Genomic DNA, 26,349 nt, shown 5'->3' with positions numbered 1-26,349 from the left:
GCGAGGCGCGCGGCGCCTGCTGTCGTCAGCGCGACAGCAGGCGCCGCACACCGCGAAGAGGCCTCAGGACGGCGAGGTCATCGACAGCACGTCGAGCGCCGCGTCGAGCTGCTCGGCGGTGAGCTTGCCCTGGTCGACGTAGCCGCGCTCGAGGACGACCTGCTTGATCGTCTTGCGCTCGGCCAGCGACTGCTTGGCGACCTTCGCGGCCTCCTCGTAGCCGAGGTACTTGTTGAGCGGGGTGACGACCGAGGGGGAGGACTCGGCGTACTCGCGGCAGCGCTCCTCGTTGGCGACGAGCCCGGCGACGCACTTGTCGGCGAAGAGCCGGGACATGTTCGCGAGCAGCCGGATGGACTCGAGCACGTTGCGCGCGAGCACCGGGAGCATCACGTTGAGCTCGAAGTTGCCCGCGCTGCCGGCGAACGCCACGGTCGCGTCGTTGCCGACGACCTGCGCGCACACCATGCACAGCGCCTCGGGGATGACCGGGTTGACCTTGCCCGGCATGATCGACGACCCGGGCTGCAGGTCGGGGAGGAACAGCTCCTGCAGGCCGGTGCGCGGCCCCGACCCCATCCAGCGCACGTCGTTGCTGATCTTGGTCAGTGAGACCGCGATCGTCCGCAGCTGCCCGGAGAGCTCGACCAGGCCGTCGCGGGCGCCCTGGGCCTCGAAGTGGTCGCGCGCCTCGGTCAGCGCGAGCCCGGTGGCTCCGGCGACCTCGGCGATGACGCGGGCGGAGAAGCCCTTCGGGGTGTTGATGCCGGTGCCGACGGCGGTGCCGCCCAGCGGCAGCTCGGCCACGCGGGGCAGGGACGCCTCGAGCCGCTCGACGCCGTGGCGCACCTGCGCCGCGTAGCCGCCGAACTCCTGGCCGAGGGTCACCGGCGTGGCGTCCATGAGGTGGGTCCGGCCGCTCTTGACGGTGCGCGCCCACTGCTCGGCCTTGCGCGACAGCTCGCCCTCGAGGTGGCGCAGCGCCGGCACGAGGTCGTTGACGACCGCGCTCGTCGCGGCGATGTGGATCGAGGACGGGAAGACGTCGTTGCTCGACTGCGAGGCGTTGACGTGGTCGTTCGGGTGGACCGGCTTGCCGAGGCGCTCGGTCGCCAGCGTGGCGATGACCTCGTTGGTGTTCATGTTGCTGGAGGTGCCGGACCCGGTCTGGAACACGTCGATCGGGAAGTGCTCGTCCCAGTCGCCGCGGGCGACCTCCTCGGCGGCGCCGACGATCGCGTCGGCCACGTCGCGCTCCAGCACGCCGAGCTCGGCGTTGACCGTCGCGGCGGCGGCCTTGATGCGGGCCAGGGCCTCGATGTGCGCGCGCTCGATGCGCTGCCCGGACACGGGGAAGTTCTCCACCGCGCGCTGGGTCTGCGCACGCCACTTCGCCCGCGCCGGGACGCGGACCTCACCCATCGAGTCGTGCTCGATCCGGTACTCCTCATTCGCCATGAGGTCATCCTGCCGCGCGGGCGCGGCGGAAACGGCACCCGCCCCCGCCCGGGGCCGGGCGGCGGGCCGGAGTGAGCCATGCCACAGGGACGGTCGTGAAATCAGGCTCCGCGGCTTCCGATGAACTCATCCGGCAGCAGGCCGTCCCTCTCGACGGCCGGCAGGATTGATCTCGGGGGAACCGATCGTGCGCAAGTCCCTGTGTGGCGTGCTTGCAGCCACCGTGCTGCTCGCGCTGAGCGGGTGCTCCTCCTCCGGCGGGGCGGACGCCGGGAGCGAGCCCGCCCGCGGCGTCGTCGGCCTCGCGATGCCGACCAAGGACCAGCAGCGCTGGATGGGCGACGGCGACAACATGGTCAAGCAGTTCAGCCTGCTCGGCTACGAGCCCGACCTGCAGTACGCCGACGACGACGCGGCGACGCAGGCTGCGCAGATCGACGCCATGATCGACCGCGGGGCCAGGGCGCTCGTCATCGGCGCCGTCGACGGCACGAAGCTCACGTCGGTCCTCTCGCGAGCAGCCGTCGCCGGCATCCCGGTGGTCTCCTACGACCGGCTCATCCGCGGCAGCGCTGACGTCAGCTACTACGCGACCTTCGACAACTACAAGGTCGGCGTGCAGCAGGCGACGTACATCGTGGAAGCCCTCGGCCTGGCGAAGGGCGGCGCTGTGCGCCGCATCGAGCTGTTCGCGGGCTCGCCCGACGACAACAACGCCACGTTCTTCTGGAACGGCGCCATGAGCGTCCTGCGGCCCTACCTGCGGTCGGGGCTTCTCACCGTCCCGAGCGGCCAGGACACGTTCGCCGCCGCCGCCACCCCGGGCTGGGTGAGTGCGGACGCGGGCAAGCGGATGCAGCAGCTGCTGCGCGGGCCGGACGCGGGCGCTCCGCTCGACGCGGTGCTCGCGCCGAACGACGGCATCGCGCGCGCGGTGCTCGAGGCGCTGGAAAGCGCGGGCTATGGCCAGGGCGGCCAGCGGCGCCCCGTCGTCACCGGTCAGGACGCCGAGCTCGACTCCGTCCGCTCGATCGCCGCGGGCGGGCAGGCGCTGACCGTCTACAAGGACACCCGCGAGCTCGCGAAGGTCGCCGTGCAGATGACGGACGCCCTGCTCAAGGACCGGGCGCCGATGGTGAACGACACCGAGCAGTACGACAACGGGGTGAAGACGGTGCCCACCTTCCTGCTGCAGCCCATCGCCGTCGACCGCCGCAACCTGCAGCGGGTGCTCGTGGACGGCGGCTACTACACCGCCGAGCAGGTCGGCTGACGCATGAGCAGGAATCTGGGAGCCGGACGAGTGCCGGGACGAGGAGCGATCGAGATGGGCCCCGACGGCGGGACGACAGTGCAGGGCCGCTTCCGACGACTCTCGAGCGTCAATGACCTGCCGGTGCGCGTGAAGCTCGGTGCGCTCGTGGGGGCCAGCCTGCTCGCCCTCGCCACGTGCGTCGGCGTCACCGCCGGCAGCGAGCGCACCGTGTCCGCCGCGGAGCGCGAGCTGCAGACGGTCAACGACGCCAACTCCCTGGTCCTGCAGCTGGACCGGATGGCCAGCGACCTGAAGGTGCAGGGCCTGCAGGCGATCGCGCGCCCCGACCCGGCCACCCAGCAGTCGCTGCTGGCCCAGCAGCTCGACTCCGTGCAGGACGGGCTCGAGGCACTCCGCGCGCTTGCCCTTCCGCCGGCCCTCGACACCGCGCGCACCCGCATCGAGACGGTGTACGCCGACTACACCGGCGTCATCGAGAGCTTCGTCCGCGGCGCTGCGGCGGACCAGGCCCAGGCCCGGCTGAGCTGGGAGCAGATCGACGCGGACAACTACCTCGCCCGTGCCGTGCTCGAGAACGAGCGCGGGCTCTTCGCCGACAGCGTCCGCCGGGCCGCCGACCGTGCGGCCGACAGCCGCTCGAGCGCCGCGCACGTGCTGTGGACGACCAGCGGCGTGGCCGCCCTGGTGCTGGTCCTGCTCGCGTACGCGATCGTGACCTCGGTGACCCGGCCTCTGCAGCGGGTCCGTCGCTCACTCGCGGCCATGGCCGTCGGCGACCTCACCGTCCCCGCGCAGGTGTCCAGCCGAGACGAGGTCGGCGAGATGGCCGACGCCCTGGACCAGGCCCAGAGCAGCATGCGCGCGCTCATCGGATCGGTGGCCGAGTCCGCCGCCTCGGTGGCCGCCGCGGCCGAGGAGATCTCCGCGACCGTGCGCGGCATGGCCGGCACGGCACGCTCGTCCTCCGGCCAGGCGCAGGCGGTCTCGCTCGCGGCGGACCAGGTCTCGCAGAGCGTCCAGACGGTCGCGAAGGGCGCCGAGGAGATGAGCGCGGCCATCGGCGAGATCGCGCACAACGCGAACGAGGCGGCGCGGGTGGCGGGGCACGCCGTCACGGTCGCGGAGGAGACGACCGGCCAGATGGGCAAGCTCGGGGACTCGAGCCGGCAGATCGGCGACGTCGTCAAGCTCATCACCAGCATCGCCGAGCAGACCAAGCTGCTCGCGCTCAACGCCACGATCGAGGCGGCCCGCGCCGGTGAGGCGGGCAAGGGGTTCGCGGTCGTCGCCTCGGAGGTCAAGGAGCTCGCCCAGGAGACCGCCCGTGCGACGGAGGAGATCGGCCACCGCGTCGAGGCCATCCAGGCCGACACCGAGGGCGCCGCCGTCGCGATCGGCGAGATCAGCTCCGTCGTCGCGCAGATCAACGGCTACCAGGGCGGGATCGCCAGCGCCGTCGAGGAGCAGACGGCGGTGACGGCGGAGATGAACCGCAGCGTCGTGGAGGCGGCCGAGGGTGCGGGCGGGATCGCGTCCAACATCGCCGGGCTGGCGTCCGCCGCCGACGTCACCACGCAGAGCGTGGCGCAGTCGGAGGAGGCCGTGGCCGAGCTGAGCCGGATGGCGCAGGACCTGCACCAGCTCGTCGCGAGCTTCCGCTACTAGCCCCACGCGAACTCCGGCGCGTCAGCGCGGCCGCGCCCCCGGCCCCCACGTGCTGCGCGTCCGGCCATCACGCTCGACGACCGCCGCCTCGTAGCCCGGCAGCGCACTGAGCCAGGCGAAGGCCCCGGCACCCTTGACCACCCCGGCCGTCGCGAACGCGTCGGCCCAGACCGCCGAGTCCCCGACGACGGTGACGGCCCGGGCCCCGTCGGCCGGCTGCCCGCTCGCCGGGTGCACCACGCGGGCGCCCGCGCGCGCCCCGCCCGACGTCGCCACGGCCCCGGAGGAGAGCTCCAGGACGCGCAGCAGGCGCGTCGGGTCCGCCGGGTCCTGGACGCCCACCCGCCAGCTGGAGCCCGGGACGCAGGAGACCCGCAGGTCGCTGCCGGCACTCACGACCCAGTCGTGGCCCTCGAGCAGCGTGAGCTCCGCGGCGGCTCGCTCGACCGCCCACCCCTTGAGCAGGCCCGACGGATCGAGCCGGCGGCGGCCGCGGGCGTCCGGGAGCTCGGCGTCGAAGGCTCCCCCGGTGAGGGCCCGGGCCTGCTCGCACAGGGCCGTCACCTCCCGCAGCTGCGGGGAGCCGTCCTCGCCGGCGAGCAGCCCGGCGTTCAGCAGCGAGAGCTCGCTGTCCGGGCGGAACGGGTTGAAGCACCGGTCCACGTCGCGGACCACCGCGAGCGCTTGGCCCACCAGGGCGTCCACCTCCGGGCCCAGAGCCTGCGGCCCGCGGACGTGGACGCTGAACGGCATGCCGAGCAGGTGGCGCACCCACGCCCGGCGCGCTGCCGGGTGGCCGTCGTGCGTGGTGCCCGGGTCGCTGCTCTCGCGGGTGATCGTCACCAGGCGAGCGTCGTCCCGCTGCCTTCGCGGCCGCTGGGACGAGGCTGTGAGCCGGCTGTGAGCTCAGCGGCGCAGGAAGGCGTCAACCTCCGCGCGGGTGGGCTGGTCGGCGCCCGCGCGGCGGCAGGTGAGCGAGCCCACGACGGCGGCCTGATGGAGCAGGCCGTGGAGCGCGTCCTGGGTCAACGCGCGCAGCGCCTGCAGCCGCGGCACGGCCAGCAGGCCCGCCCGGCGCAGCGCGTCGAGCAGCCCGGACATGAACGCGTCGCCGGCGCCGACGGTGTCGACGACGTCGGTCGGGACACCGGGCAGGTCGACCCGGGCTCCGCGGGTCGCGCCGTACGCCCCGCCGCCCCCGCGCGTCACGACGACCAGGTCGGTCCCCGTGCCCCGCAGCCACTTCGCCGCGACGTCCCGGTAGTCCGAACCGGGGTACAGGAACTCCACGTCCTCCTCGGAGACCTTCACCACGTGCGCGAGCGAGACCGCCTCCTCGACCCGGCGTACCGCGGCCTCGTGGTCGGGCACCAGCGCGGGGCGGGGGTTGGGGTCGTACGACACGAGGACGTCACGCCGGATGTCGGGCAGCGCGGCGAGGACCCGGCTGGCGCCCGGCTCGATGGTGAGCCCGAGCGAGCCGGTGTGCAGGCACGAGGTCCCCGCGGGCAGCGGCACCTCGGGCAGGTCCCACACGAGGTCGAACTCGTACGTCGCCACCCCGTCGGCGTCGAGCGTCGCGTGCGCGGTGCTGGTGCGGGGGAGCCCCTCGGCGTCGCCGAGCAGGTGGACGCCGTTCGCGCGCAGGTGCTCCACGAGCCGGGAGCCGCGCTCGTCCTTGCCCACCCGGGTCGCGAGCCCCACCTCGGCGCCGAGCCGGGCCAGCCCGACGGCGACGTTGAACGGGCTGCCGCCGGGGTGCTCGTGCGGCGGCTCGCCCGCCCGGCTGACGATGTCGATGAGGGCTTCGCCGACGACGGTGATCACTGCTGCTCCTCGTGGGCCCGCAGCCGCGCGGGCTGCGCGGCGGGACGTAGCGCGCTCAGCGGGCGTGCTCGAAGTCGATCGCCGAGTAGGCCCGCAGCTTCGACAGCTGGTGCTCGCTGCGGACCTCGCGCACCGTGCCGGACTTCGAGCGCATGACGATCGAGTGGGTCCGGGCCACACCGCCGCTGTAGCGGACGCCGCGCAGCAGCTCGCCGTCGGTGATGCCGGTGGCCACGAAGAAGACGTTGTCGCCCTTGACCAGGTCGTCGATGCCGAGAACGGCCTCGAGGTCGAGCCCGGCGTCGAGCGCCTTGCGCCGCTCGGCCTCGTCCTGCGGCCAGAGCCGGCCCTGCATGTTGCCGCCGATGCACTTGAGCGCGCAGGCGGCGATGATGCCCTCGGGCGTCCCGCCGATGCCGAGCAGCAGGTCGACACCGGTGCCCTCGCGCGCGGCCATCACCGCGCCGGCGACGTCGCCGTCGGAGATGAACTTGATCCGGGCGCCGGTCGCGCGGACCTCCTTGACCAGGCCCTCGTGGCGGGCACGGTCGAGGATGACGACGGTGACGTCCTCGGGGGAGCCGCCCTTCGCCTTCGCGACCCACTTGATGTTCGCCCGGATCGGCGCGGTGATGTCGATGACGTCGGCGGCCTCGGGGCCGGTCGCGATCTTCTCCATGTAGAACACCGCGGACGGGTCGTACATCGCGCCGCGCTCGGTGACGGCCAGCACGGAGACCGCGTTGTCCATGCCCTTGGCGGTCAGCGTCGTGCCGTCGACCGGGTCGACCGCGACGTCGCACTCCGGGCCGGTGCCGGACCCGACGAGCTCGCCGTTGTAGAGCATCGGCGCCTGGTCCTTCTCGCCCTCGCCGATGACCACGATGCCCTGCATCCCGACCGTGGTGATGAGCTGGCGCATGGCGTTCACCGCGGCGCCGTCGGCACCGTTCTTGTCACCGCGCCCCACCCAGCGGCCGGCGGCCATCGCGGCGGCCTCGGTCACGCGGACGAGCTCGAGCGCGAGGTTGCGGTCCGGGGCCTCCGCTCCGACACGGAGGGGCGCGGGGACCGCGGTGGGCTCGGGCGTCGCAGCCATGGGGCTCCTCGTTCGTGTCGGTCGGTAGCGGCATCGTATCGATGCCGTACGCCACGGACCGGCGCCGTCCGCGGGCTGGCCGCGAGCGGTCAGCCGCCGGAGCCGGGGTACGCACGGGCCTCGCTCGCCTTGAGGGCCAGCCAGACCGGCAGCCCGGGCGCCAGGCCGAGCTCCGCGACCGCGGGGGCGGTCAGGTCGACGAGCGCCGGGGGAGTGCCGTCGACCTCGGCCCGCACCCGGTTGCCGAGCAGTTCCAGGGCCCGGACGGTGCCCGGCCACACGTTGCGCGGGCTCAGCCCCTCCGGGCGCTGCAGGTGCACCGCGACGGCGGCGGGGTCGACGGCGACGAGGACGCGCGTGCCGACCGGCAGGCCCTCCGCACCCAGGGCAGTGCCGTCGGAATCGGGCCGGGCGGCCACGAGCTCCCCGCCGCGGTCGAGGCGCACCCGCCCCGTGCCCGGGGCCGCGACGACGCCGGGGTAGAGGTTGAGCCCGACCAGACGGGCGACGTAGTCGGTCGCCGGGTGGCGGGCCACGACCGCGGGCGTGCCCTCCTGGACCACGCGGCCGTGCTCGAGCACCAGCAGCCGGTCGGCCAGCGTCAGCGCCTCCAGCGGGTCGTGCGTGACGAGGACCGCCGGCCCGTCGAAGCCGGCGAGCACGGCCCGCAGGGCCGAGCGGGCGTCGGCGCGGGACCGCGCGTCCAGGGCGGCGAGCGGCTCGTCGAGCAGCAGCATCCGCGGCTCGGTCGCCAGTGCCCGAGCGAGCGCGACCCGCTGGGCCTGCCCCCCGGACAGCTGCCCCGGCCGCTGCCGGGCGACCTCGGCGATCCCCAGCCGGGCCAGCTCGCGGTCGGCCAGCGCGCGGGCCGCGCGGCGGGAGGCGCCGGCGGCCGCCGGGCCGAACGCCACGTTGTCGCGGGCCGACAGGTGCGGGAAGAGCCGGTAGTCCTGGAAGACGACGCCGGCCCGCCGCTGCTGCGGGGCCACGAGCACCCGCTCCGCGGGCACGTCGAGGGCGACGGGGCCGAGGCGTACGTGCCCCTCGTCGAGCGGGAGCAGCCCGGCGAGGACGCGCAGCAGGGTGGACTTGCCGGCGCCGTTGGGGCCGAGCACGGCGAGCGTCTCGGCCGGGGCAACCCGCAGGCAGGCGTGCAGCCGGAACGCGCCCCGGGCCACCCGGACGTCGGCCTCGAGGCCGCTCGCGAGGCCGCTCGCGAGGCCGCTCACGAGGCTGCCGGCACGCGCAGCCACCGGTCACGCAGCAGGGCGAGGACCGCGACGGCGACGACCAGCAGGACCAGGCTCAGCGCGATCGCCGCGTCGGGGTCGTTCTCCAGCGCGAGGTAGACCGCCAGCGGCATCGTCTGGGTCCGGCCCGGGGAGTTGCCGGCGAACATGATCGTCGCGCCGAACTCGCCCAGGGCACGGGCCCAGCAGAGGACCGCCCCGGCGACCAGGGCGGGCGCGACCGCGGGCAGCGTCACGCGCAGGAAGGTGCGCACCCGGGACGCGCCCAGGGTCGCGGCGGCCTCCTCCAGCCCCGGCCCCAGCGACCGGATCGCCCCCTCCACGGCGACGACGAGGAACGGCATCGCGACGAACGTCTCGGCGACCACGACGCCCGCCGTGGTGAACGGCAGCGAGATGCCGAAGTGCTCCTCGAGCGGGCCGCCGACCAGGCCGCGGCGGCCGAGCGCGAGCAGCAGCGCCAGGCCGCCGACGACCGGCGGCAGCACGAGCGGCAGGGTCACGAGCGCCCGGAGGACGCGTACGCCCGGGAGCGCGGAGCGGGCCAGGGCCCAGGCGAGCGGGACGCCGAGCACGAGGGACACGCCGGTCGCGGCGGTCGCGCACAGCAGCGACAGGCGCAGGGCGGTGAGCGCGTCGGCGTCCGACAGCAGGCGGGGCAGTGACGTCCAGGGCGCCCGCCAGAGCACGGCGACGAGGGGCAGCAGCAGGAAGCCGACGGCCACGAGGGCCGGCAGGGCCAGGGGCCACGGTGCGCCCTGCCGGGCCTCCCGCCGGGGCGCGCGCGCCGGGGCCGGGGCGGGGGTGTCGGCGGTCACGGTCGGGCCGCGCTCAGGGGCGCTGGAAGCCGGCCGCCCCGAGCACCGCCTGCCCCTGCTCGGAGAGGACGAAGTCGACGAACCGTGCCGCGGCCTCGGGGTTGCCGGAGCCGCGCAGCGGGGCGATGGGGTACGTGGTGGTGACGTTGAGCTCCTTCGGGATCTCGACCCCCTCGACCTCACCGCGGGCCGACCGCACGTCGGTGACGTAGACGATCGCGGCGTCGACCTCGTCGAGCTTCACCCTCGTCAGCGTGGCCGAGACGTCGGCCTCGAGCGTCACCGGCTTCACAGCGAGGTCGGCCGTCTCCAGCGCCTCCTTCGCCGCCGCGCCGCACGGCACCTGCTCCTGGCAGAGCGCGACCTCGACCTTCGGGCTGGTCAGGTCGCCGATGCCGCGGACCCGGCCCGGGTTGCCCGGTGGCACCGCGATCTGGAGCGAGTTGAGCGCGAAGGGCGTGGCCTCGGGGGCGTCGCCGTTGTCGACCACCTGCTGCATCGTGGCCGTGCTGGCCGTCGCGAGGACGTCGGCGGGCGCGCCCTGGACGACCTGCTGCGCGAGCGCGGAGCTCGCGCCGAAGCTGAGCTCCACCTCCACGTCGGGGTGGGCCGCCGAGAACTCCTCCCCGAGCTTGGTGAAGGTCTCGCGCAGGGAGGCCGCCGCCAGGACCGTGATGGTCGGGGACGCCCCCTCCTCGTCACCCGAGCCGCACGCCGGGAGCAGTGCAAGCACGAGGGCGGCTACGGGAATCCCAGTTCGGCGCATCACGCTTCCGGTATCTCCACGACGACGTTGGTGGCCTTGACGCTCGCGACCGCGAGCACCCCGGGCTCGAGCTGCAGCTCGTCCGCGGCCTCCCGGCTCAGCAGCGAGACGACCCGGTGCGGGCCGGCCTGGATCTCGACCTGGGCCATGACCGTGTCGCGGACGACGTGGGTCACGATCCCGCGGAACCGGTTGCGCGCGGACTCGCGGGCGACGGGCCGCTCGACCGGCGTCGCGGCGAGCTCCCCGGCCAGCCGGGCGAGCTCGACCCCTTCGACCGTCCGGCGGCCGCCCGGGCCCACGCCGGTCGTCAGCCGGCCGGAGTCGGCCCAGCGGCGCAGCGTGTCGTCGCTGACGCCGAGCAGCTCGGCGGCCTCGCGCAGACGGAAGGTGGGCACGGTCGAACGCTACACCGCGGATGCGGGCTTCCCCCCAGGAGCGCAGCCGCAGCCGGGCGTGGAGCGGGGCATCCCTGCCGCGGATGCGGTCGCCCGGACGGCCGCCGCGGCCGCTCCGGGACGGCCGGCTCGCGTAGGGTCCGGCGCATGGCTGCCGTGACCGCCCACGAGGACCTGCTGCGCTCGCGCCCGGACCACCCGGTGCTCTCCCGCGGGACCTATCTGGCGAGCCACACCCTCGGCGCGATGCACCGGCGTACCCCTGACCGGCTGGCCGAGTTCACCACGCTCTGGGCCGAGCGCGGCGTCGCGTCGTGGTCGGTGTGGGGGCCGGAGGTCGTGCGCGTGGCCGACCTCGTCGGGGCGATCGTCGGCGCCCCGCCCGGCACCACCGTGCTGCGCCAGAGCGTCGCGGACCTGCTCGGCGCGGTCGCGTCGGCGATCGACTGGTCCGGCCCGCGCAACCGGGTCGTCTACTCCGACCTCGAGTGGCCGTCGTCGCACTACCTGTGGACCGAGCAGGCGCGCCACGGCGCCGAGGTCGTCGTCGTGCCCAGCGAGCCGGACCCGTCGCTGCCGGGGGAGCGGGCGATCGAGGCGTCGGTGGGCCGGCTCGTCGCGGCCATCGACGAGCGCACCGCGATCGTCCCGATCAGCCACGTGCTCTTCCGGACCTCGGCGCTCGTCGACGTCCGCCCGGTCGTCGAGCGCGCGCACGCGGTCGGCGCCCTCGTGGTGCTGGACGCGTACCAGTCGGCGGGGGTCGTGCCGGTCGACGTCGTCGAGCTCGGGGTCGACGCCTGCGTCGGCGGCTCGGTCAAGTGGCTGTGCGGCGGGCCCGGCGCCGGGTGGATGTACGTCGCGCCGCACGCGGCCGAGCGGTTGCGCCCCGCAGCGGTGGGCTGGTGGGGCCACGCGCGCCCGTTCGACTTCGAGTTCGGGCCGATGGAGTACGCCGAGGGCGCCATGCGCTTCGCCGGCGGCACGCCCGGCGTCCCGTCCGCGTACGCGGCAGGTGCGGGCTACGAGGCGGTGCTCGCCGCCGGGGTCGGCCGGATCCGGGAGCGGTCGGTCTCGCTCACCCAGCCGCTGCTGGAGGACGCGCTGTCGCGCGGCTTCACCGTCCGCTCGCCGCGCGACCCGGCCCGGCGCGGTGGTGCCGTGGCGATCGACCCGGGGGACGCGCTGCACGTCCGCGACGAGCTGCTGGCGCGCGGCTTCACCGTCGACGCCCGCCCCGGGGTCGGGCTGCGCATCGGGCCGCACTTCTACAACACCGCGGAGGAGTGCGCGGCGGTCCTGGACGCGGTCGAGGAGGTGCTGCGCGAGCAGCGGTCCCGCCCGTCGGCGACCATGGCGTGGTGAGCGGCACGGTGCAGCAGGCACGGCCCTCGACCGGCCCGGCGGGGCCGACGGGGCCGACGGCTGCGGACGAGGGGAGCCGGCGCGTCGGGCGGCGACGCCCGCTGCTCGTCGCCGGGGCCGTCGTCCTCGCGGTCGTGGCGCTCGTGCTGGCGCTCCCGCGGCCGAGCGGGGACGTCGTCCGCGAGATCGACTACGCCGAGGAGCTGGCCTCCGTGCGGGCCTCGGCGCCGTTCGCGGTGGCCGCACCGGCCGGCTTGCCCGCCGGCTGGCGGCCGACCAGCGTGCGCATCGACCGCAGGTACGGCACCACCCACTGGCACGTCGGCTTCGCGACGCCGTCGGGGGCGTACGCGTCGATCGAGCAGAGCAACCGGTTCCCCCGGGCCTTCGTCGGCGACATGACCGAGCGTGGGCCCATGCGCGGGTCGCAGCTGGTCGGCCCCGACCTGTGGAACCGAACCTTCGCGGCGCTGCGCGACCACCGGGCCTACTGGCGGACGCGCAACGGGGTCAGCACCGTCGTCGGCGGCACCGCGTCCTGGGACGAGCTCGAGCAGCTGGTCGGGTCGTTGACGTACGACGGCGGGCAGGTCGGGGGGCCGCGCGGCCCGGTGATCTCGGCCGGCTGAGGCTCACACCTCGGCCGGGCGCTCGCCGGTCGCGGCGTCCAGCCGGCGGCGCGCGCCGTCCAGCCACTCCTGGCAGACCGCCGCGAGCCGCTCGCCGCGCTCCCACAGCGCGAGCGCCTCCTCCAGCGTGGTGCCCCCGGCCTCCAGCCGCCGGACGACGTCGAGCAGCTCGTCGCGGGCCTGCTCGTAGCCCGGCGCCTCGTCCGCCGAGTCGTCGGGGCGCGCCGCGTCGTCCTGCTGTGCCATGTCTCCAGCCTAGGCTGGAGCCGTCGGTCGGCCGCCGTTCACCGGGCCGCAAGGTTCGCACGGCAGGCTTCCGCTGCCGCCGCCCGGGCCGCCGGCCCGGCGTGGCTCCCGCCCTCCCCGGCACGACCGCGTGCCACGACCCTCGAGGACCGTCCACCCCATGACTCCGAGAAGCCTCCGCCGCCTGCCGCTGGCCGTTGCCGCGCTGGTGTCCGCGGTGCTCCTGGCCCCTGCCGCGCCCGCGAGCGCCGCGGTCGAGGACCACGTCGACCTCACCGTGCTCGGCACGACCGACGTCCACTCGAACATCTTCAACTGGGACTACTTCGCCAACTCTGCTCCGGCGGCCAACCAGACCGGCTTCGCGAAGGTCTCGACCCTGGTCAAGCAGCTGCGCAACGAGCGTGGCGCGGCGTCGACGCTGCTGGTCGACAACGGCGACACGGTCCAGGGCACCCCGCTCGGCACGTACTACGCGAAGAACCAGCCGCCGACCAGCACGTTCACGCATCCGGTCGCGGCCGTCATGAACGCCATGGGCTACGACGCCATGGTCACCGGCAACCACGAGTTCAACTACGGGGTCCCGTTCCTGCGCTCGTTCGAGAGCCAGCTCGACTTCCCGATCGTCACGGCGAACGTGCTGAAGCACGGCACGCAGGAGCCCGCCTTCGCGCCGTACACGATCAAGACCATGACGGTGCCGGGCCACGACCCGGTCAAGGTCGGCATCCTCGGCATCACGACCCCGGGCAGCGCGGTCTGGGACCGCGGCAACGTCGAGGGACAGCTCGACTTCACCGGCGGCGTCGAGCAGGCCGCGAAGTACGTCCCGCAGGTCAAGGCCGCAGGCGCCGACGTCGTCGTCGTGCTCGCGCACACCGGCGTCTCGGGATCGACGTCGTACGGCAACGCCATCCCGTTCCCGGAGAACTTCGCCGCCGACATGGCACGCCAGGTCCCCGGCATCGACGTCATCGTCGCCGGGCACTCGCACTCCAACGTCGCCCAGCAGCTGGTCACGAACACCGCGACCGGCAAGAGCGTCCTGCTCACCCAGCCGGGCTCCTGGGGCCGCCGCCTGTCGGTGATCGACCTCGGCCTCGACAAGGTCGACGGCGCCTGGACGCTCGTCACCAAGGCCTCGGCGCTGCTCAACACCACCGGCGTGGCCGAGGACCCGGAGATCGTCGCTCTCGCCGGCGCGCAGCACCAGCGGGTCGTCGACTACGTGAACTCGCCGATCGGCACCTCGACCAAAGAGATGTCGCTCGCGCAGGCCGACGTGCGTGACGTGCCGGCGCTCGACCTCATCAACCACGTCCAGACCGAGGCGGTCCGCGCCGGCGTCGCCGGCACCGAGTACGCCGGCCTGCCGGTCCTCTCCATCGCCGCCCCGTTCAACAACACCGGCAAGATCCCGGCCGGCCGGGTGTCCGTGCGCGACGCGGCGAGCGTGTACATCTACGACAACACCCTGCTGGCCGTCGAGCTCACCGGCGCGCAGGTCAAGGACTTCCTCGAGTGGTCCGCGGGGTACTTCCGCCGCGCGACCGGCCCGGGGCCGTACACCCGCAGCTCGATCCCCGGCACCAAGCCGCTCTACAACTACGACGTCGTCTCCGGGGTGTCCTACGACATCGACATCACCGCGCCCGACGGCTCGCGCATCCGCAACCTGACGTTCGGCGGCACGCCGATCGACCCCGCGCAGCGCTTCGCCGTCGCGATCAACAACTACCGGCAGAACGGCGGCGGCGGCGCCCCGCACGTCGCGTCCGCGCCGATCATCTACAACCCGATGGTCGAGAACCGGCAGCTGGTCATCGACTACGTGACGGCCAAGGGCGAGATCGACCCGGCCGACTTCGCGAGCAGCGACTGGCGCCTGGTCGCCGGCGACGTACCGGTGTACGACTTCCCGTTCGGGAACACGATTTCGGAGGTCGTGGCGGGCGGCGGCCTCACCCGCAGCGTCGGCCGCGACCTCGCCACGCAGTGGTCGCTCGTGGCCGAGGCGCAGGACGCCAACAATGCCGCCACCACCCGTTCACGGGCGGTCGCGCTCACGACGGCCATCGCCGCACTCCCGCTGAGCAAGGTGTCCCCGCAGGCCAAGGACGAGCTGCTCGCGGTGCTCGGCAGCTGGGCGCCGACCGCCGACGCCACCCGCGCCGCGCTCGACGAGGTCGCCGAGCGGCTGGCCGCGTACGCCGCCACGGGCGAGGCGGCGGGCAGCTTCGTCCGCGACGTGCAGGAGCTGGCCGCCGCCGGCGACCTGGCCGCCGTGCGCTCCGCGCTCACGTCCGCCCGCACCGGCAAGCTCGCCGCCGGGGCGCGGACCGCGCTGCTGGGGCTGCTCCCGGCCCTCGCGGCCTGACGCACGCGGTTCCCTCTCGACGGCCCGGCTCCCCCTCGGGGGCGCCGGGCCGTCGGCTCGCGTCCGCGGGGCCGAGGGTCGCCGGCAGCGCGCCGGGCCGCTCCTCGGCGACGACGTCGGTGCGGGGGCCCCGCTCACCGCCGGGTCGCGGGCGACCCGGGTGGCTCGCGCTCAGCCGGCCGTCGCCGCGGCCTCGCCCTCGGCCAGCCGCAGCCGGAGCGCAGTCCCCGCAGGGGCGTCCTCCGGGTGGCGCACCACGTGCCCGTCGTCGCGGCGCTGCACGACGGCGTACCCGCGCTCGAGGGTGGCGGCAGGGGAGAGCGCCGTGACCCGGGCGCGGGCGTGGGTGAGCTCGTCGGACGCCCGGTCGACCCGGGCCCAGAAGCAGCGCCGGGCCCGGTCGCGCAGGTCCCGCGCCTGCTGGGCGTGGGCGTCGAGCAGGCGGTACGGGTCGGCGAGCGCGGGGCGCGAGCGCAGCGCGTCCAGCCCGGACTGCTCGCGGGAGACCCGGGCCGAGACGGCACCGAACGCCCGCTCGCGCAGCGAGGCGACGCGGGCCAGCTCCTCCTCCATGTCGGGCACGACCCGCTTGGCCGCGTCCGTCGGCGTCGACGCCCGGACGTCGGCGACGAGGTCGAGCAGCGGGGCATCGACCTCGTGGCCGATCGCGCTCACGACGGGGGTGAAGCAGGCCGCCACGGCGCGGACCATCGCCTCGTTGCTGAACGGCAGCAGGTCCTCGACGGACCCGCCGCCCCGCGTGACCACGATGACGTCGACCTCGCGGTCGGCCTCCAGCCGCTGCAGCGCGCCGACCACCTCGGTCACGGCGTTCGGGCCCTGGACGGCGACCTCCTCGACGCGGAACCGGACCGCGGGCCAGCGGCGGCGCGCGTTCTCCACCACGTCACGCTCAGCGGCCGAGGCGCGCCCGCACACCAGGCCGACGACGTGCGGCAGGAAGGGCAGCGGCCGCTTGCGCTCCGGCGCGAACAGCCCCTCCGCCGAGAGCACGCGCTTGAGCTCCTCGAGCCGCGCCAGCAGCGCGCCCACCCCGACGGAGCGCAGCTCGTCGGCTGCCATCGACAGCGTGCCGCGGGCCGGCCAGAACGACGGCTTCGCGTGCACGACGACCGCGGCGCCCTCCCGCAGCGGGGCCGGGAGGGCGTCGAGCACGTCGACCGGCACGGTCACCGGCAGCGACACGTCCGCGGCCGCGTCGCGCAGGGTCAGGAACGCGGTGCGGGTGCCCGGGCGCCGGGTGCACTGGGTGACCTGTCCCTCGAGCCACACGGCCCCCAGCCGGCCGACGTACTGCGCGAGCAGCGCGCTGATGCGGCGTACGGGGGCCGGGGACTCCGGCGAGGTCTCCAGCGGCACCCGACGAGGCTAGGCGCTGGGTACCGCGGACCCGTCGCTGGCCGCCGCGCCCTCGCCGTCGGCGCCCCGGACGCTCTCCTGCGCCCGCAGCCTGGCGATCCGGTTGTCGAGCAGCGTCGTGACCTGCAGCCGGTGGGCGTGGGCGGCCTCGTACGCCCGCAGCACGCTCAGCTCCCCGACCGTCAGCGAGCGGATCCGGGAATGCAGCGTGCCGACCGTCAGGTGGTCGTAGTCCTCGATCGGCAGGTCGTCCGCGTGCAGCGTCGCGCCGTCGGGCGTGCGCGCCTCCTGCGCCGCCTCCTCGGCCAGGGCGGCGGCCGCGCCCGGTGCGCCCGCCGCCCCCGCCGCGGGCGTCTCGTACGCCGGGGGCGGCTCGGGAGCCGACCGGGGCGCGCTCACCCCCCGCCGCCGGGCGAGCACGACGGCCGCGACGGCCCCGGCGACCACCGCGGCGACCCGGCGCCCGGTCGCTGCGCGCTGCCTGCGCAGCTGGGCGGCGGTGCTGAGCTCGGGGAGCCCGCGTACGGTCGCGACCGCCTGCTCGGCAAGCTGGCCCGCCGCGGTCACCACGGCGCCGATCGCGGCGGCCGGGGCGTCGACGGGCCCGCGCCCGCGGGGGGTGGGCTTCGCGGGCAGGAACGGTACGTGCATGGACAGCCTCCTCGGAGTCGTCCGCCTTGCGTGCCCGGCGCCCCGGCGCGCGACACGTGACGCCGGTCGCACGCTTCCCGCGACGACAGCCCGCCGAGGCATCGCGCACCTACCATGGGAGGCATGACCGCTGACGTGGCCCCGCCCGACGCGAGCTCGCTGCCTGCCGCACCGACCGCTGGGACGGGGGGACGCGTCCTGCTGGCGGCGCCCCGCGGCTACTGCGCCGGCGTCGACCGCGCGGTCGAGACCGTCGAGAAGGCCCTCGAGCTCTACGGCGCCCCGGTCTACGTGCGCAAGCAGATCGTGCACAACAAGTACGTCGTCGAGACGCTCGAGGCCCGCGGCGCGGTCTTCGTGGACGAGACCGACGAGGTGCCCGAGGGCGCCACGGTCATCTTCTCCGCGCACGGCGTCGCCCCGGTCGTCCACGACGAGGCCCGCTCGCGCAGCCTCAAGACGATCGACGCCACGTGCCCGTTGGTCACCAAGGTGCACAACGAGGCCCGCCGGTTCGCGTCCGCCGACTACGACATCCTGCTCATCGGCCACGAGGGCCACGAGGAGGTCATCGGCACCAGCGGCGAGGCCCCCGACCACATCCACCTGGTCGACGGCCCGGACGGGGTGGACGACGTCGTCGTCCGCGACCCGGCCCGCGTCGTGTGGCTCTCGCAGACCACCCTGTCGGTCGACGAGACGCTCGAGACGGTCCGCCGGCTCAAGGAGAAGTTCCCGCTCCTGCAGGACCCGCCGAGCGACGACATCTGCTACGCCACGCAGAACCGGCAGGTCGCGGTCAAGGACATCGCCGCGCAGTCCGACCTCGTGATCGTCGTCGGCTCGCGCAACTCCTCGAACTCCGTCCGCCTCGTCGAGGTGTCCCTGGAGTACGGCGCCAAGGCCGCGTACCTCGTGGACTACGCCTCCGAGTGCCAGGACGAGTGGCTCGCCGGAGTCTCGACCGTAGGCGTGACCAGCGGCGCCTCGGTGCCCGAGATCCTGGTCCGCGACGTGCTCGCCTGGCTCGCCGAGCGTGGCTTCGGCCGGGTCGAGGAGGTCCGCTCCGCGCAGGAGAGCCTGCTCTTCGCGCTCCCCGTCGAGCTGCGGCGGGACATGAAGGCGGCCGCCGCGCGCTGACGCGGGCCGGGAGCCTGCGGTCGGCGCGCTGTCGCCGCCGGCCGCTCGCGTCAGGCGGACTTGGCGACGCGGGGAGACGGGACCTCGGGGTCGGCGGCGCCCTCAGCGCCCGGGACCGGGGAGGCCACGCCGTCCGCCGGGCCCGCCGCGACGGCGGAGCCGCCGGGTGCCGCGCTCGTGCGCCCGTCGGACGTCCCACGTGCCGGAGGCGCGAACGGCTCGGCGCCCGCCGCCGGGCCGTCCTCGTCGTCCCGGCCCGCCGAGGCCGCAGAGCCGGCGGGAGCACGGTCCGCCGCATCCTGCCCGAGCTGGCCGTCGGCGGCGTCTGCGTCGGGGGCGATGTCGTCCTCGCCGAGCTCCTCGACGTAGCCCTCGACGTCGTCGTCGTGCTCGGCCTCCACGCCGTCGGGCATGCGGGCGGCCCGGCGCTCCATCAGCAGCCGGCCCCCGGCCACCGCACCGGCGAGGACGGTGCCGGCGAGCAGCGCGGGGGCGCCCGTGGCGAGCGCGCTGACGAGGTCGAGCCCCTGCCCGACGAGCCAGGAGCCCTCGTCGTGCCCGCCGAGGAACTGCCCGGCGAGGAAGGCCACCACCGCGAACACCAGCGGCGGGAGGACGACCGCGGCCGGGAGCTCGCAGCGGCGCACCCGCGCGGCACCCCAGACCGACACGACGAGGAAGGTCGCGAGGAAGGCCAGCCCGAGCTTCTGCGCGACGGCGATGTCCACGAGGGCGCCCGTGAACGCGGCGGCGGCGCCGACGAGGGCCACGCCAGTGGCCTCGAGATCGGACGGGGCTTTCGCGCGTACGGGGTTGTGCACCTTGGGACGGTAACGACGGGACCCGCCCGTCACCGGGCAGGCGCGCCGGGAGGAGGGACGCGGGGTGCGTCAGCCGGCGGCGGTCACGCGGCGCCCTCCGCGTCGGCGGGACGCGCCTCGACGTAGACGCCGAGCTCGGGCTCGAGCAGCTCCGGCCCGGTCGGCCGCTCCAGCAGCTCGGACTCGGGCAGCTGCGGCTCCCCGCCCGGTGCGGGCGCGAGGAGGTCCGCGGCGACCCCTCGGGGCACCGCGTCGAGCGGCTCCGGCCGCGCGGAGCCCGCGGCCGCGCCGGGGGAGAGGCTCGACAGCTTGCGGGCAGCCGGCACCACGGAGCGCTCGAACGAGCCGACCGTGGAGTTGTAGTCGTCGACCGAGCGCCGCAACGACCGTCCGAGCTTGTCGACCCGGGCCGCGAGCGTGCCGAGCCGACGGTGCAGCTCGCGGCCCGCGGCCACCACCTCCCGGGCGCCCTCGGCCAGCGAGTCCTGCTGCCAGCCGAAGGCGACCGTGCGCAACAGCGTCAGCAGCGTGGTCGGCGTCGCCACGACGACCCCGCGCGCCATGGCGTCGTCGAGCAGCGCGGGGTCGTGCTCGAGGGCGGGGGCGAGGAACGCCTCCCCGGGCACGAACAGCACGACGAGCTCGGGCCCGGGCTGGACCGCCGCCCAGTACTCCTTCTTCGCGAGGGCGTCGACGTGGGCGCGCAGCGCTTGCGCGTGGCGGCGCAGCCCCTCCTGCCGCTGCGCGGGCCGGGACTGCTCGGCCGCCTCGAGGTACGCGGTGAGCGGCACCTTCGCGTCGACCACCACCGAGCGGCCCCCGGCCAGGCGCACGACCAGGTCCGGACGGACGGTCCCGTCGGCGGTCGACAGCGCCACCTGCTCCTCGAAGTCGCAGTGCGCGAGCATGCCCGCCACCTCGACCACGCGCCGCAGCTGCATCTCGCCCCACCGGCCGCGGGCGTTGGGGGAGCGCAGCGCCCCCGCCAGCGCGGCCGTCTCGGCGCGCAGGGCCTCGGAGGCGTGCTGGACCCCGCGTACCTGCTCGGCGAGGGTGGCGGCCGACGCCGCCCGCGCCGACTCGATGCCGCGCAGCTGGGCCTCGACGCGGGCCAGGGCCTGCTGCACCGGCTCGACCACGTGCTCGACCGCCTGGCTGCGCAGCGCGAGGTCCCCGGCCGCTCGCGTCCCCGCCTCCCGGAAGCGGCTGTCGGCCAGCTCGAGGAGCCGGCGGTCACGGGCGTCGAGCGACTCGGGGGTCAGGCCGCGGCGGGCGCCGAACGACAGCCCGAGCCCGACGCCGGCGGCCAGCCCCAGGGCGACGCCGAGCAGCAGCAGAGCGAGACCCGTTCCGTCCATGGCGCGCAGCATGCCGGGCGGCACCGACAGTCCCCGGCCGCGCGTCTGCCGGCCCGCCGCCGGACCGGTACGCTCGTTGACTCGTGGCCCTCACCATCGGCATCGTCGGACTGCCCAACGTCGGCAAGTCGACCCTGTTCAACGCCCTCACCCGCAACGACGTGCTCGCCGCGAACTACCCGTTCGCCACGATCGAGCCGAACGTCGGCGTCGTGGGCGTCCCGGACGCGAGGCTCGCCAAGCTCGCGGAGATCTTCGGCTCGGCCAAGGTGATCCCGGCGACCGTGACGTTCGTCGACATCGCCGGTATCGTGCGCGGCGCCAGCGAGGGCCAGGGGCTGGGCAACAAGTTCCTCGCCAACATCCGCGAGGCCGACGCCATCTGCCAGGTCATCCGCGTGTTCACCGACCCCGACGTCGTCCACGTCGACGGCCGGGTCGCGCCGAAGGACGACATCGAGACGATCAACACCGAGCTGATCCTCGCCGACCTGCAGACGATCGAGAACGCGCTGCCGCGCCTGCAGAAGGAGGCGCGCAACCAGAAGGACAAGCAGCCCGTGGTGGCCGCGGCCGAGAAGGCGCGCGACGTGCTGAACGACGGCACGACGGTCTTCGCCGCCGGGCTCGACCCGGAGCCGCTGCGCGAGCTGCACCTGCTGACCGCCAAGCCCTTCCTCTACGTGTTCAACCTCGACGACGAGGAGCTCGCGGACGAGGCGCTCAAGGCCCAGCTGCGCGAGCTCGTCGCCCCGGCCGACGCGGTGTTCCTCGACGCCAAGCTCGAGGCCGAGCTGTCGGAGCTGCCGCCCGAGGAGGCGCTGGAGCTGCTGCAGTCGACCGGGCAGGAGGAGTCGGGCCTGGACCTGCTCGCGCGGGTCGGGTTCCACACCCTCGGGCTGCAGACCTACCTCACCGCCGGGCCGAAGGAGGCCCGCGCGTGGACGATCCCGAAGGGGGCGACGGCGCCCGAGGCGGCCGGCGTCATCCACACCGACTTCCAGCGCGGCTTCATCAAGGCCGAGATCGTGAGCTACGCGGACCTCACCGAGGCGGGCTCGATGGCCGAGGCCAAGGCTCGCGGCAAGGTCCGCATGGAGGGCAAGGACTACGTCATGGCCGACGGTGACGTGGTGGAGTTCCGCTTCAACGTCTAGCCGCGTCCGCGCGACCTCCGCCGTGCCAGGGGCACCTCCGCCGTGTCAGGACACCGCGGAAGTGCCCCCGGCACGGCGGAAGCGTGGGTGTAGAGCCGGGCCGAGGTCAGCTCGCGCGCTCGGCCGCGGCCTGCAGCACCGACGCCGCGGCCACCCGGTTGCGCCCGCCCCGCTTGGCCCGGTACAGCGCCGCGTCGGCCTGCCGGTACAGCTCGGCCAGGCCCGGCTCGAACGGCCCGACGGCCACGCCGATGCTCACGGTGAACGGGTATGCCGTGGCGCGCCCGTCCTGCTCGACCCGCCGCCGGATGCGCTCTGCCTCCAGGACGGAGGTGTCGAGGTCGCACGCCGGGACGAGGACCACGAACTCTTCGCCGCCGTACCGGCAGACGAGCCCGGTGTCCGGGACGGTGGACGTCAGCAGGCGGCTCAGCCACGACAGCGCCGCGTCGCCCGCCGGGTGCCCGTAGCGGTCGTTCAGCTGCTTGAAGTGGTCCGCGTCGACGAGCAGCAGAGCGACGTCAGCGCCCTGCCCGCCGGCTGCGCCGAAGAGCCGCTCCGAGCGGCGGCGGAGCCCCTCGCGGTTGAGCAGGCCGGTCAGCGGGTCGTGCTCGGCCTCGACGTGCAGCTCGGCGATGAGCTCGTCGATGCCGGCGCGTACCCACACCACGACCGCGGTCAGCAGCGAGAGCATGGTGGCCAGCAGGCCCCATGCGACGAGGACCCGGAACGTCCCGTCGTTGTTCAGGATCAGCGGCACCGCGTAGACCGTCAGCAGCCAGGCCAGCTGCAGCCAGCTCTCCCGCCGGGAGCGGAAGAAGCCCGCGTGCAGCACGACGCTGACCAGCATGAGCGCGGAGGTGCTGACGTCGAAGGCGCCGGCCTCGACGCTGGTGCCGAGGGTGATGCCTGCGCTGGCCGCCATCATCCCGACCGTCAGGGACCTCCGGGACGTCCGCTGCGGGGACATCAGCAGCGTCGGCAGGCCGCCGAAGAGGACGACGGTCGCGCCGATGCCCGCGACGACGAGGCCGTGCCGGCCCAGCGGGGCCAGGACCAGGCAGAGCAGGCCCATGAAGACGGACAGCGCACCGTGCACCCGGACGTCCAGCGCGTGCAACGCCGGGCTACCGAGCGGGGGGAGGTCCCAGCCAGTGCGCACGAGTTCTCGATCGGCCGGAACGGGGCCGGCCTGAGGCAAGCGCGCTGATCACGAGTGGCCGCCGGCGGCGCGGGTCCCGGCGGGAGTCAGAGCGGCAGCTCGGCCCCCACGGCCTGCAGCGCCGTGACGACGGCCAGGACGAGGCACACGCCGGCACCGACGCGCCGGATCGTGGACAGCCGCACCTTGAGCAGCAGGGCCTTGCCGAGCAGCGCCGCGAGCCCGGAGACCGCGAGCAGGGCCAGCCACGACCCCACGAAGACCGAGACCGGGTCGGCGTAGTGCGCCGCCAGGCCGGCCGTGAACAGCTGGGACAGGTCGCCCCACTCGGCGATGAAGATCACGAGGAAGCACGCCCCCACGGCACGCAGCCCGCTGCCGCCGCCGGTGATGCGCCGGGCGAACTCCTCCTCGGTGTGCGCCTCCTCGGCGTCGGCCGCCGCGGCCCCGCGCCACAGCAGGACGGCCCCCGCCGCGAACAGCAGCGCGGCCGCGACGGCCACCGGCGTCGTCGGCAGCCGGGACAGCACGCCGCCGGCGGTCACGGCCACCACGCACTGCACGCCGAAGGCGAGGCCGACGCCGATCCAGGCGGTCAGCGGGCGGTAGCGCGTGGACAGGACGAGGGTGGCGATGAACGTCTTGTCCGGCAGCTCGAGCAGGAGCAGCGGGACGAACGCGGTGAGGGCGACGCCGAGGTCGAGGCTCACGGACGGCCTTTCCGGCGCGATGCGAAGGGCTGCGGCGCGGCCCTCCGGCACCACGCCAACGAGAGCCACGCCGGGGGCGTGACCGGTCAGCAGTGCAGTGCCGAAGGTCTCGCCCACTCCCTGCGCCGGGAGCTCACCGACCGGGCGCCGCAGCGCCAGCATGTCGACCGGTGACGGGAGGGCTACTCCCCTTCACGGCCAGATTAGCCGACGGCCGCCGGGCGTCAGGCGAGCCACGCCCCGGACAGCGGCAGCGAGCGGACGAAGACCACGTCCAGCCGGCGGCCGACGACCGTGCCGCCGGCCACAGCCCGCCGGAGCGGAGCAGCTCGTCGACGGTCTCGCGCACGTACGCCTCGTCCTCCGGCACGCCGTCGCCGAGCACCCGCCCCCGCGCATGCAGCGAGGCGCGAACGGCCAGCTCGAGGACGACGGGCGTCACGTCCAGGTCGCGCATCAGCGCGGTGGTCGTGGGGCGGGTGCGAGGCGAGCCCGGCGAAGGCCCGGCCACACCCGCAGCCGCCGCCCGGGTCGTCCCGGTCGTCCCGGTCGACGGCGCACACGTCCCCGAGCATGACCAGCTCGCCTCGACCGCGCGGTCGACGTCGTCGGGCCGTTCGCCCTGCCCCTCGGCCGTGGCCACCAGCAGCCGCATCCGTGCCTCCCTCGTCGCTCCTGCGGCGGGTCGTGCCGGAGGGGACTGACAGGGCGGCGGGGACGGCTGGGACCATGAGCGGGTGGACGAGGTGGAGGTCGGCAACGGGATCCGGCTCGGCCAGCTGCTCAAGCTGGTCGGCGTGGTGGACACCGGCGGTGCCGCCAAGGAGCTGCTGGAGTCCGGCCAGGTACTGCTCAACGGGCAGCCGGAGACCCGGCGCGGCGCGCAGCTGGCGGTGGGGGACGTCGTGCAGGCCGGGGGCCGGACGGTCCGGCTGACCTGAGCCCCCCCGCGCCCGTGCCGGCGCCCTCACCCGACGCGCGCGAACTCCATCTGCATCCACGGCACCCACGTGCCCGGCGACGCCTCCTGCTCCCAGTGCGCGGTCATGGCGTCGGCGGTGACGCGCAGCACGCTGCGCATCCCGTCGCCGGACAGCAGGAGCGCGCCGTCGGGCAGCACGGACAGGCTCATGACGCCGTAGTCGCCGGAGGCGTCGAACGCCCGCATCGCCAGCGACCCCGGGACGTGCCCGGCCCCGCCGATCATCTCCAGGGCCTGTACACGCTCGCCGCCCATCGACACGTCGACCTCGTGCACGACCCACTGCCGCCCCGGCATCCACCGGTAGCTGTCCGTGCCCTCGATCGTCGCGACGGCCTCCCCGTCCGGCCCCAGCACCCGTCCGGAGCTGCGCCAGCGGCCGATCAGCGGCTGGAGCAGGCGCAGCCGGCCCGCCAGGTCCCCGGTCACCGGGCGCCGGCCGGCGCGTACGGCTGCTCGCCGGGACAGCCGTCGCACGCCTGCCCGAGCCGGCGGCGCACCCGATCGGGCGGAGGAGGGCGGCGAGCGGCACGGCGACGCGACGGGGGACGGGACGACCGCCGCATGCGGCTCCTTCCGGGCAGCGGGCTCGGGCCGACGGATACGGTGGCGCGGTGCCGCTCCGGACCGTCAACGCGACACGCTACGTCCTGCCGCTGCGCGAGGGTGGCTCGCTGCCCGGGCTGATCGAGGCCGACGACCTGGGGACGTACGTCGTGAAGTTCCGCGGTGCCGGGCAGGGCCGCAAGAGCCTGGTCGCCGAGGTCGTGGTCGGCGAGCTGGCCCGCCGGCTCGGCCTCCCCGTGCCCGAGCTCGTCGAGGTCGAGCTCGACCCCGGGCTGGCCCCCGGGGAGCCCGACCAGGAGGTGCAGGACCTGCTGCGCGCCTCGGCCGGGCGCAACCTGGGCATGGACTACCTGCCCGGCTCGCTCACCCTGGACCCGGCCGCCGACCTCGACACGGTCGTCGAGCCCCGGTTCGCCGCGCGCGTCCTCTGGCTGGACGCATTGGTGCTCAACGTCGACCGCTCGTGGCGCAACCCCAACCTGCTGCGCTGGCACGGCACCCCCTGGCTCATCGACCACGGCGCGTCGCTCTACTTCCACCACGACTGGGCACGCGCGGCCAACGTCGCCACCCGGCCCTACGCCGTCGCGTCCGAGCACGTCCTGCTGCCCGTCGCCGGCCCGGTCGCGGAGGCGGACGCCGAGCTCGCCCGTCAGGTCACCCGGGAGGTGCTCGAGGAGGCGGCGGCTCTCGTCCCCGACGAGTGGCTCTCCGACGAGCCCGGCTTCGACGACGCGGCGGCCGTGCGGGCGCGCTACGTGGACGTGCTGCTCGCGCGGGTCGAGGCGCGGTCCAGCTGGCTCCCGGCCCTGGAGGAGTCCCGTGCAGCACGCGTTTGAGTGGGCGGTCCTGCGCGTCGTGCCCCGGGTGGAGCGCGGCGAGTCGCTCAACGCCGGTGCCGTCGTCTACTGCCAGGCGGCGGGGTTCCTCGCCGCCGGCGTCGAGCTCGACGAGGCGCGGCTGCGGGCCCTGGACCCGTACGCCGACGTCGACGCCGTCCGCCAGCACCTCGAGGCGGTCCGGGCGCTGTGCGCGGGCGAGCCGGTGGCGGGGGTGAACGGCCGCCGCTCCGCCGGTGAGCGCTTCCGCTGGCTGACGGCGCCGCGCTCGACGGTCGTGCAGGCCTCCGCGGTGCACACGGGCATGACGGCGGACCCGGCGTCGGAGCTGGACCGGCTGGTCACCGTGATGGTCCGGCCCCCGCGGCCGCGGCAGGCCGGCTGCCGCGACGCCTGAGCGCGGGC

At 75.1% G+C, this 26,349-nt stretch carries 26 protein-coding genes and 3 pseudogenes; 10 read left to right on the top strand and 19 right to left on the bottom strand.

Going from position 1 to position 26,349, the window contains the following annotated elements; genetic code table 11:
- Positions 1–63: 63 nt before the first annotated feature.
- Positions 64–1,458: a class II fumarate hydratase gene (locus G9H72_RS11045; protein WP_166170914.1), complete on the bottom strand. Its 1,395-nt coding sequence runs from the start codon at positions 1,456–1,458 to the stop codon at positions 64–66.
- A 187-nt stretch (positions 1,459–1,645) separates the two neighbouring features.
- Here G9H72_RS11045 and G9H72_RS11040 point away from each other — a divergent pair, with 187 nt between their 5' ends.
- Positions 1,646–2,731: a sugar-binding protein gene (locus G9H72_RS11040; RefSeq protein WP_331272194.1), complete on the top strand. Its 1,086-nt coding sequence runs from the start codon at positions 1,646–1,648 to the stop codon at positions 2,729–2,731.
- Positions 2,732–2,854: 123 nt separating this feature from the next.
- Entirely contained in the window at positions 2,855–4,399 is a 1,545-nt protein-coding gene (locus G9H72_RS21550) for a methyl-accepting chemotaxis protein (RefSeq protein ID WP_331272193.1), read from the top strand.
- A gap of 21 nt (positions 4,400–4,420) precedes the next feature.
- Here G9H72_RS21550 and G9H72_RS11030 read toward each other — a convergent pair whose 3' ends face one another.
- The 8 genes and pseudogenes from G9H72_RS11030 to G9H72_RS11005 all read right to left on the bottom strand — a co-directional run bounded on the left by G9H72_RS11030 (position 4,421) and on the right by G9H72_RS11005 (position 10,557).
- Positions 4,421–5,242, bottom strand: a complete 822-nt coding sequence (locus G9H72_RS11030) for an FAD:protein FMN transferase (RefSeq protein ID WP_166170910.1) — start codon at positions 5,240–5,242, stop codon at positions 4,421–4,423.
- 63 nt (positions 5,243–5,305) lie between these two features.
- Positions 5,306–6,226, bottom strand: coding sequence for a carbohydrate kinase family protein (locus G9H72_RS11025; RefSeq protein ID WP_166170908.1), 921 nt, complete (start codon positions 6,224–6,226; stop codon positions 5,306–5,308).
- Positions 6,227–6,281: 55 nt separating this feature from the next.
- Complete coding sequence (glpX, locus tag G9H72_RS11020) at positions 6,282–7,325, bottom strand: class II fructose-bisphosphatase (RefSeq protein WP_166170906.1); 1,044 nt, start codon at positions 7,323–7,325, stop codon at positions 6,282–6,284.
- A gap of 89 nt (positions 7,326–7,414) precedes the next feature.
- On the bottom strand, positions 7,415–8,062 hold the full coding sequence (locus G9H72_RS23410; RefSeq protein WP_407939587.1) for a TOBE domain-containing protein: 648 nt from the start codon (positions 8,060–8,062) through the stop codon (positions 7,415–7,417).
- Positions 8,048–8,512: pseudogene (locus tag G9H72_RS23405) on the bottom strand (ATP-binding cassette domain-containing protein); the annotation flags it as partial. The gene G9H72_RS23410 and the pseudogene G9H72_RS23405, both read right to left, overlap by 15 nt.
- Positions 8,513–8,550: 38 nt before the next feature.
- A complete protein-coding gene (locus G9H72_RS11010) occupies positions 8,551–9,393 on the bottom strand; it encodes an ABC transporter permease (protein ID WP_331272191.1) in 843 nt (280 codons plus the stop codon).
- A 13-nt stretch (positions 9,394–9,406) separates the two neighbouring features.
- Positions 9,407–10,126 carry a molybdate ABC transporter substrate-binding protein gene (modA, locus tag G9H72_RS20965; RefSeq protein WP_331272190.1) on the bottom strand — a complete coding sequence of 240 codons (720 nt, stop codon included), beginning with the start codon at positions 10,124–10,126 and terminating at the stop codon, positions 9,407–9,409.
- Positions 10,127–10,158: 32 nt separating this feature from the next.
- On the bottom strand, positions 10,159–10,557 hold the full coding sequence (locus G9H72_RS11005; RefSeq protein WP_166170890.1) for a TOBE domain-containing protein: 399 nt from the start codon (positions 10,555–10,557) through the stop codon (positions 10,159–10,161).
- 147 nt (positions 10,558–10,704) lie between these two features.
- Here G9H72_RS11005 and G9H72_RS11000 point away from each other — a divergent pair, with 147 nt between their 5' ends.
- Positions 10,705–11,922 (top strand): aminotransferase class V-fold PLP-dependent enzyme, encoded by a 1,218-nt coding sequence (locus G9H72_RS11000; protein ID WP_166170888.1) that lies wholly within the window; start codon positions 10,705–10,707, stop codon positions 11,920–11,922.
- Positions 11,919–12,551 carry a DUF4245 domain-containing protein gene (locus G9H72_RS10995; protein ID WP_166170886.1) on the top strand — a complete coding sequence of 211 codons (633 nt, stop codon included), beginning with the start codon at positions 11,919–11,921 and terminating at the stop codon, positions 12,549–12,551. Before G9H72_RS11000 ends, G9H72_RS10995 begins: the two co-directional genes overlap by 4 nt.
- A 3-nt stretch (positions 12,552–12,554) precedes the next feature.
- Here G9H72_RS10995 and G9H72_RS10990 read toward each other — a convergent pair whose 3' ends face one another.
- A complete protein-coding gene (locus G9H72_RS10990) occupies positions 12,555–12,797 on the bottom strand; it encodes an exodeoxyribonuclease VII small subunit (RefSeq protein WP_166170884.1) in 243 nt (80 codons plus the stop codon).
- A gap of 160 nt (positions 12,798–12,957) precedes the next feature.
- Here G9H72_RS10990 and G9H72_RS10985 point away from each other — a divergent pair, with 160 nt between their 5' ends.
- Positions 12,958–15,177, top strand: coding sequence for a bifunctional metallophosphatase/5'-nucleotidase (locus tag G9H72_RS10985; protein WP_196791067.1), 2,220 nt, complete (start codon positions 12,958–12,960; stop codon positions 15,175–15,177).
- Positions 15,178–15,348: 171 nt separating this feature from the next.
- Here G9H72_RS10985 and xseA read toward each other — a convergent pair whose 3' ends face one another.
- Together xseA and G9H72_RS10975 are read right to left on the bottom strand one after the other, a co-directional pair.
- Positions 15,349–16,557 (bottom strand): exodeoxyribonuclease VII large subunit, encoded by a 1,209-nt coding sequence (gene xseA, locus G9H72_RS10980; protein WP_166170882.1) that lies wholly within the window; start codon positions 16,555–16,557, stop codon positions 15,349–15,351.
- Positions 16,558–16,566: 9 nt separating this feature from the next.
- Positions 16,567–17,208 carry a hypothetical protein gene (locus tag G9H72_RS10975; protein WP_166170880.1) on the bottom strand — a complete coding sequence of 214 codons (642 nt, stop codon included), beginning with the start codon at positions 17,206–17,208 and terminating at the stop codon, positions 16,567–16,569.
- 123 nt (positions 17,209–17,331) lie between these two features.
- On the opposite strand from G9H72_RS10975, the gene G9H72_RS10970 reads away from it, so the two are divergent.
- Positions 17,332–18,348, top strand: a complete 1,017-nt coding sequence (locus tag G9H72_RS10970; protein WP_231126798.1) for a 4-hydroxy-3-methylbut-2-enyl diphosphate reductase — start codon at positions 17,332–17,334, stop codon at positions 18,346–18,348.
- A 50-nt stretch (positions 18,349–18,398) separates the two neighbouring features.
- Here G9H72_RS10970 and G9H72_RS10965 read toward each other — a convergent pair whose 3' ends face one another.
- Entirely contained in the window at positions 18,399–19,169 is a 771-nt protein-coding gene (locus tag G9H72_RS10965; RefSeq protein WP_166170876.1) for a DUF6542 domain-containing protein, read from the bottom strand.
- A gap of 83 nt (positions 19,170–19,252) precedes the next feature.
- Complete coding sequence (locus tag G9H72_RS10960; protein WP_166170874.1) at positions 19,253–20,527, bottom strand: DNA recombination protein RmuC; 1,275 nt, start codon at positions 20,525–20,527, stop codon at positions 19,253–19,255.
- 83 nt (positions 20,528–20,610) lie between these two features.
- Between G9H72_RS10960 and ychF the strand changes: the two genes are divergently transcribed.
- Positions 20,611–21,684: a redox-regulated ATPase YchF gene (gene ychF / locus G9H72_RS10955; RefSeq protein ID WP_166170872.1), complete on the top strand. Its 1,074-nt coding sequence runs from the start codon at positions 20,611–20,613 to the stop codon at positions 21,682–21,684.
- Between the two features lie 106 nt (positions 21,685–21,790).
- Here the strand turns inward: ychF and G9H72_RS22960 are convergent, their stop codons facing one another.
- The 4 genes and pseudogenes from G9H72_RS22960 to G9H72_RS23580 form a co-directional block, all read right to left on the bottom strand.
- Complete coding sequence (locus G9H72_RS22960; RefSeq protein ID WP_166170870.1) at positions 21,791–22,846, bottom strand: GGDEF domain-containing protein; 1,056 nt, start codon at positions 22,844–22,846, stop codon at positions 21,791–21,793.
- Positions 22,847–22,932: 86 nt separating this feature from the next.
- The gene (locus G9H72_RS10945) at positions 22,933–23,556 is read right to left on the bottom strand and encodes a TMEM165/GDT1 family protein (protein WP_331272189.1); all 624 of its coding nucleotides are present in this window, start codon (positions 23,554–23,556) and stop codon (positions 22,933–22,935) included.
- 133 nt (positions 23,557–23,689) lie between these two features.
- A pseudogene (locus G9H72_RS23585) lies at positions 23,690–24,151 on the bottom strand (hypothetical protein); the annotation flags it as partial.
- Positions 24,081–24,287: pseudogene (locus G9H72_RS23580) on the bottom strand (hypothetical protein); the annotation flags it as partial. The pseudogenes G9H72_RS23580 and G9H72_RS23585, both read right to left, overlap by 71 nt.
- 6 nt (positions 24,288–24,293) lie before the next feature.
- Between G9H72_RS23580 and G9H72_RS10940 the strand changes: the two are divergent.
- Positions 24,294–24,497 (top strand): RNA-binding S4 domain-containing protein, encoded by a 204-nt coding sequence (locus G9H72_RS10940; RefSeq protein ID WP_166170866.1) that lies wholly within the window; start codon positions 24,294–24,296, stop codon positions 24,495–24,497.
- A gap of 26 nt (positions 24,498–24,523) precedes the next feature.
- Here the strand turns inward: G9H72_RS10940 and G9H72_RS10935 are convergent, their stop codons facing one another.
- Entirely contained in the window at positions 24,524–24,967 is a 444-nt protein-coding gene (locus tag G9H72_RS10935; RefSeq protein ID WP_166170864.1) for a DUF1579 family protein, read from the bottom strand.
- Positions 24,968–25,152: 185 nt separating this feature from the next.
- Here G9H72_RS10935 and G9H72_RS10930 point away from each other — a divergent pair, with 185 nt between their 5' ends.
- Positions 25,153–25,944, top strand: coding sequence for a HipA family kinase (locus G9H72_RS10930; protein WP_166170862.1), 792 nt, complete (start codon positions 25,153–25,155; stop codon positions 25,942–25,944).
- Positions 25,928–26,341, top strand: a complete 414-nt coding sequence (locus tag G9H72_RS10925; RefSeq protein ID WP_166170860.1) for a DUF3037 domain-containing protein — start codon at positions 25,928–25,930, stop codon at positions 26,339–26,341. The genes G9H72_RS10930 and G9H72_RS10925 overlap by 17 nt, the downstream gene beginning before the upstream one ends.
- Positions 26,342–26,349: the final 8 nt, after the last annotated feature.

The sequence above is a fragment of the Motilibacter aurantiacus genome, assembly GCF_011250645.1.
Lineage (GTDB): Bacteria > Actinomycetota > Actinomycetes > Motilibacterales > Motilibacteraceae > Motilibacter_A > Motilibacter_A aurantiacus.
The sequence above is the reverse complement of the archived record's forward strand: the minus strand, read 5'-3'. Positions and strand labels throughout refer to the sequence as shown.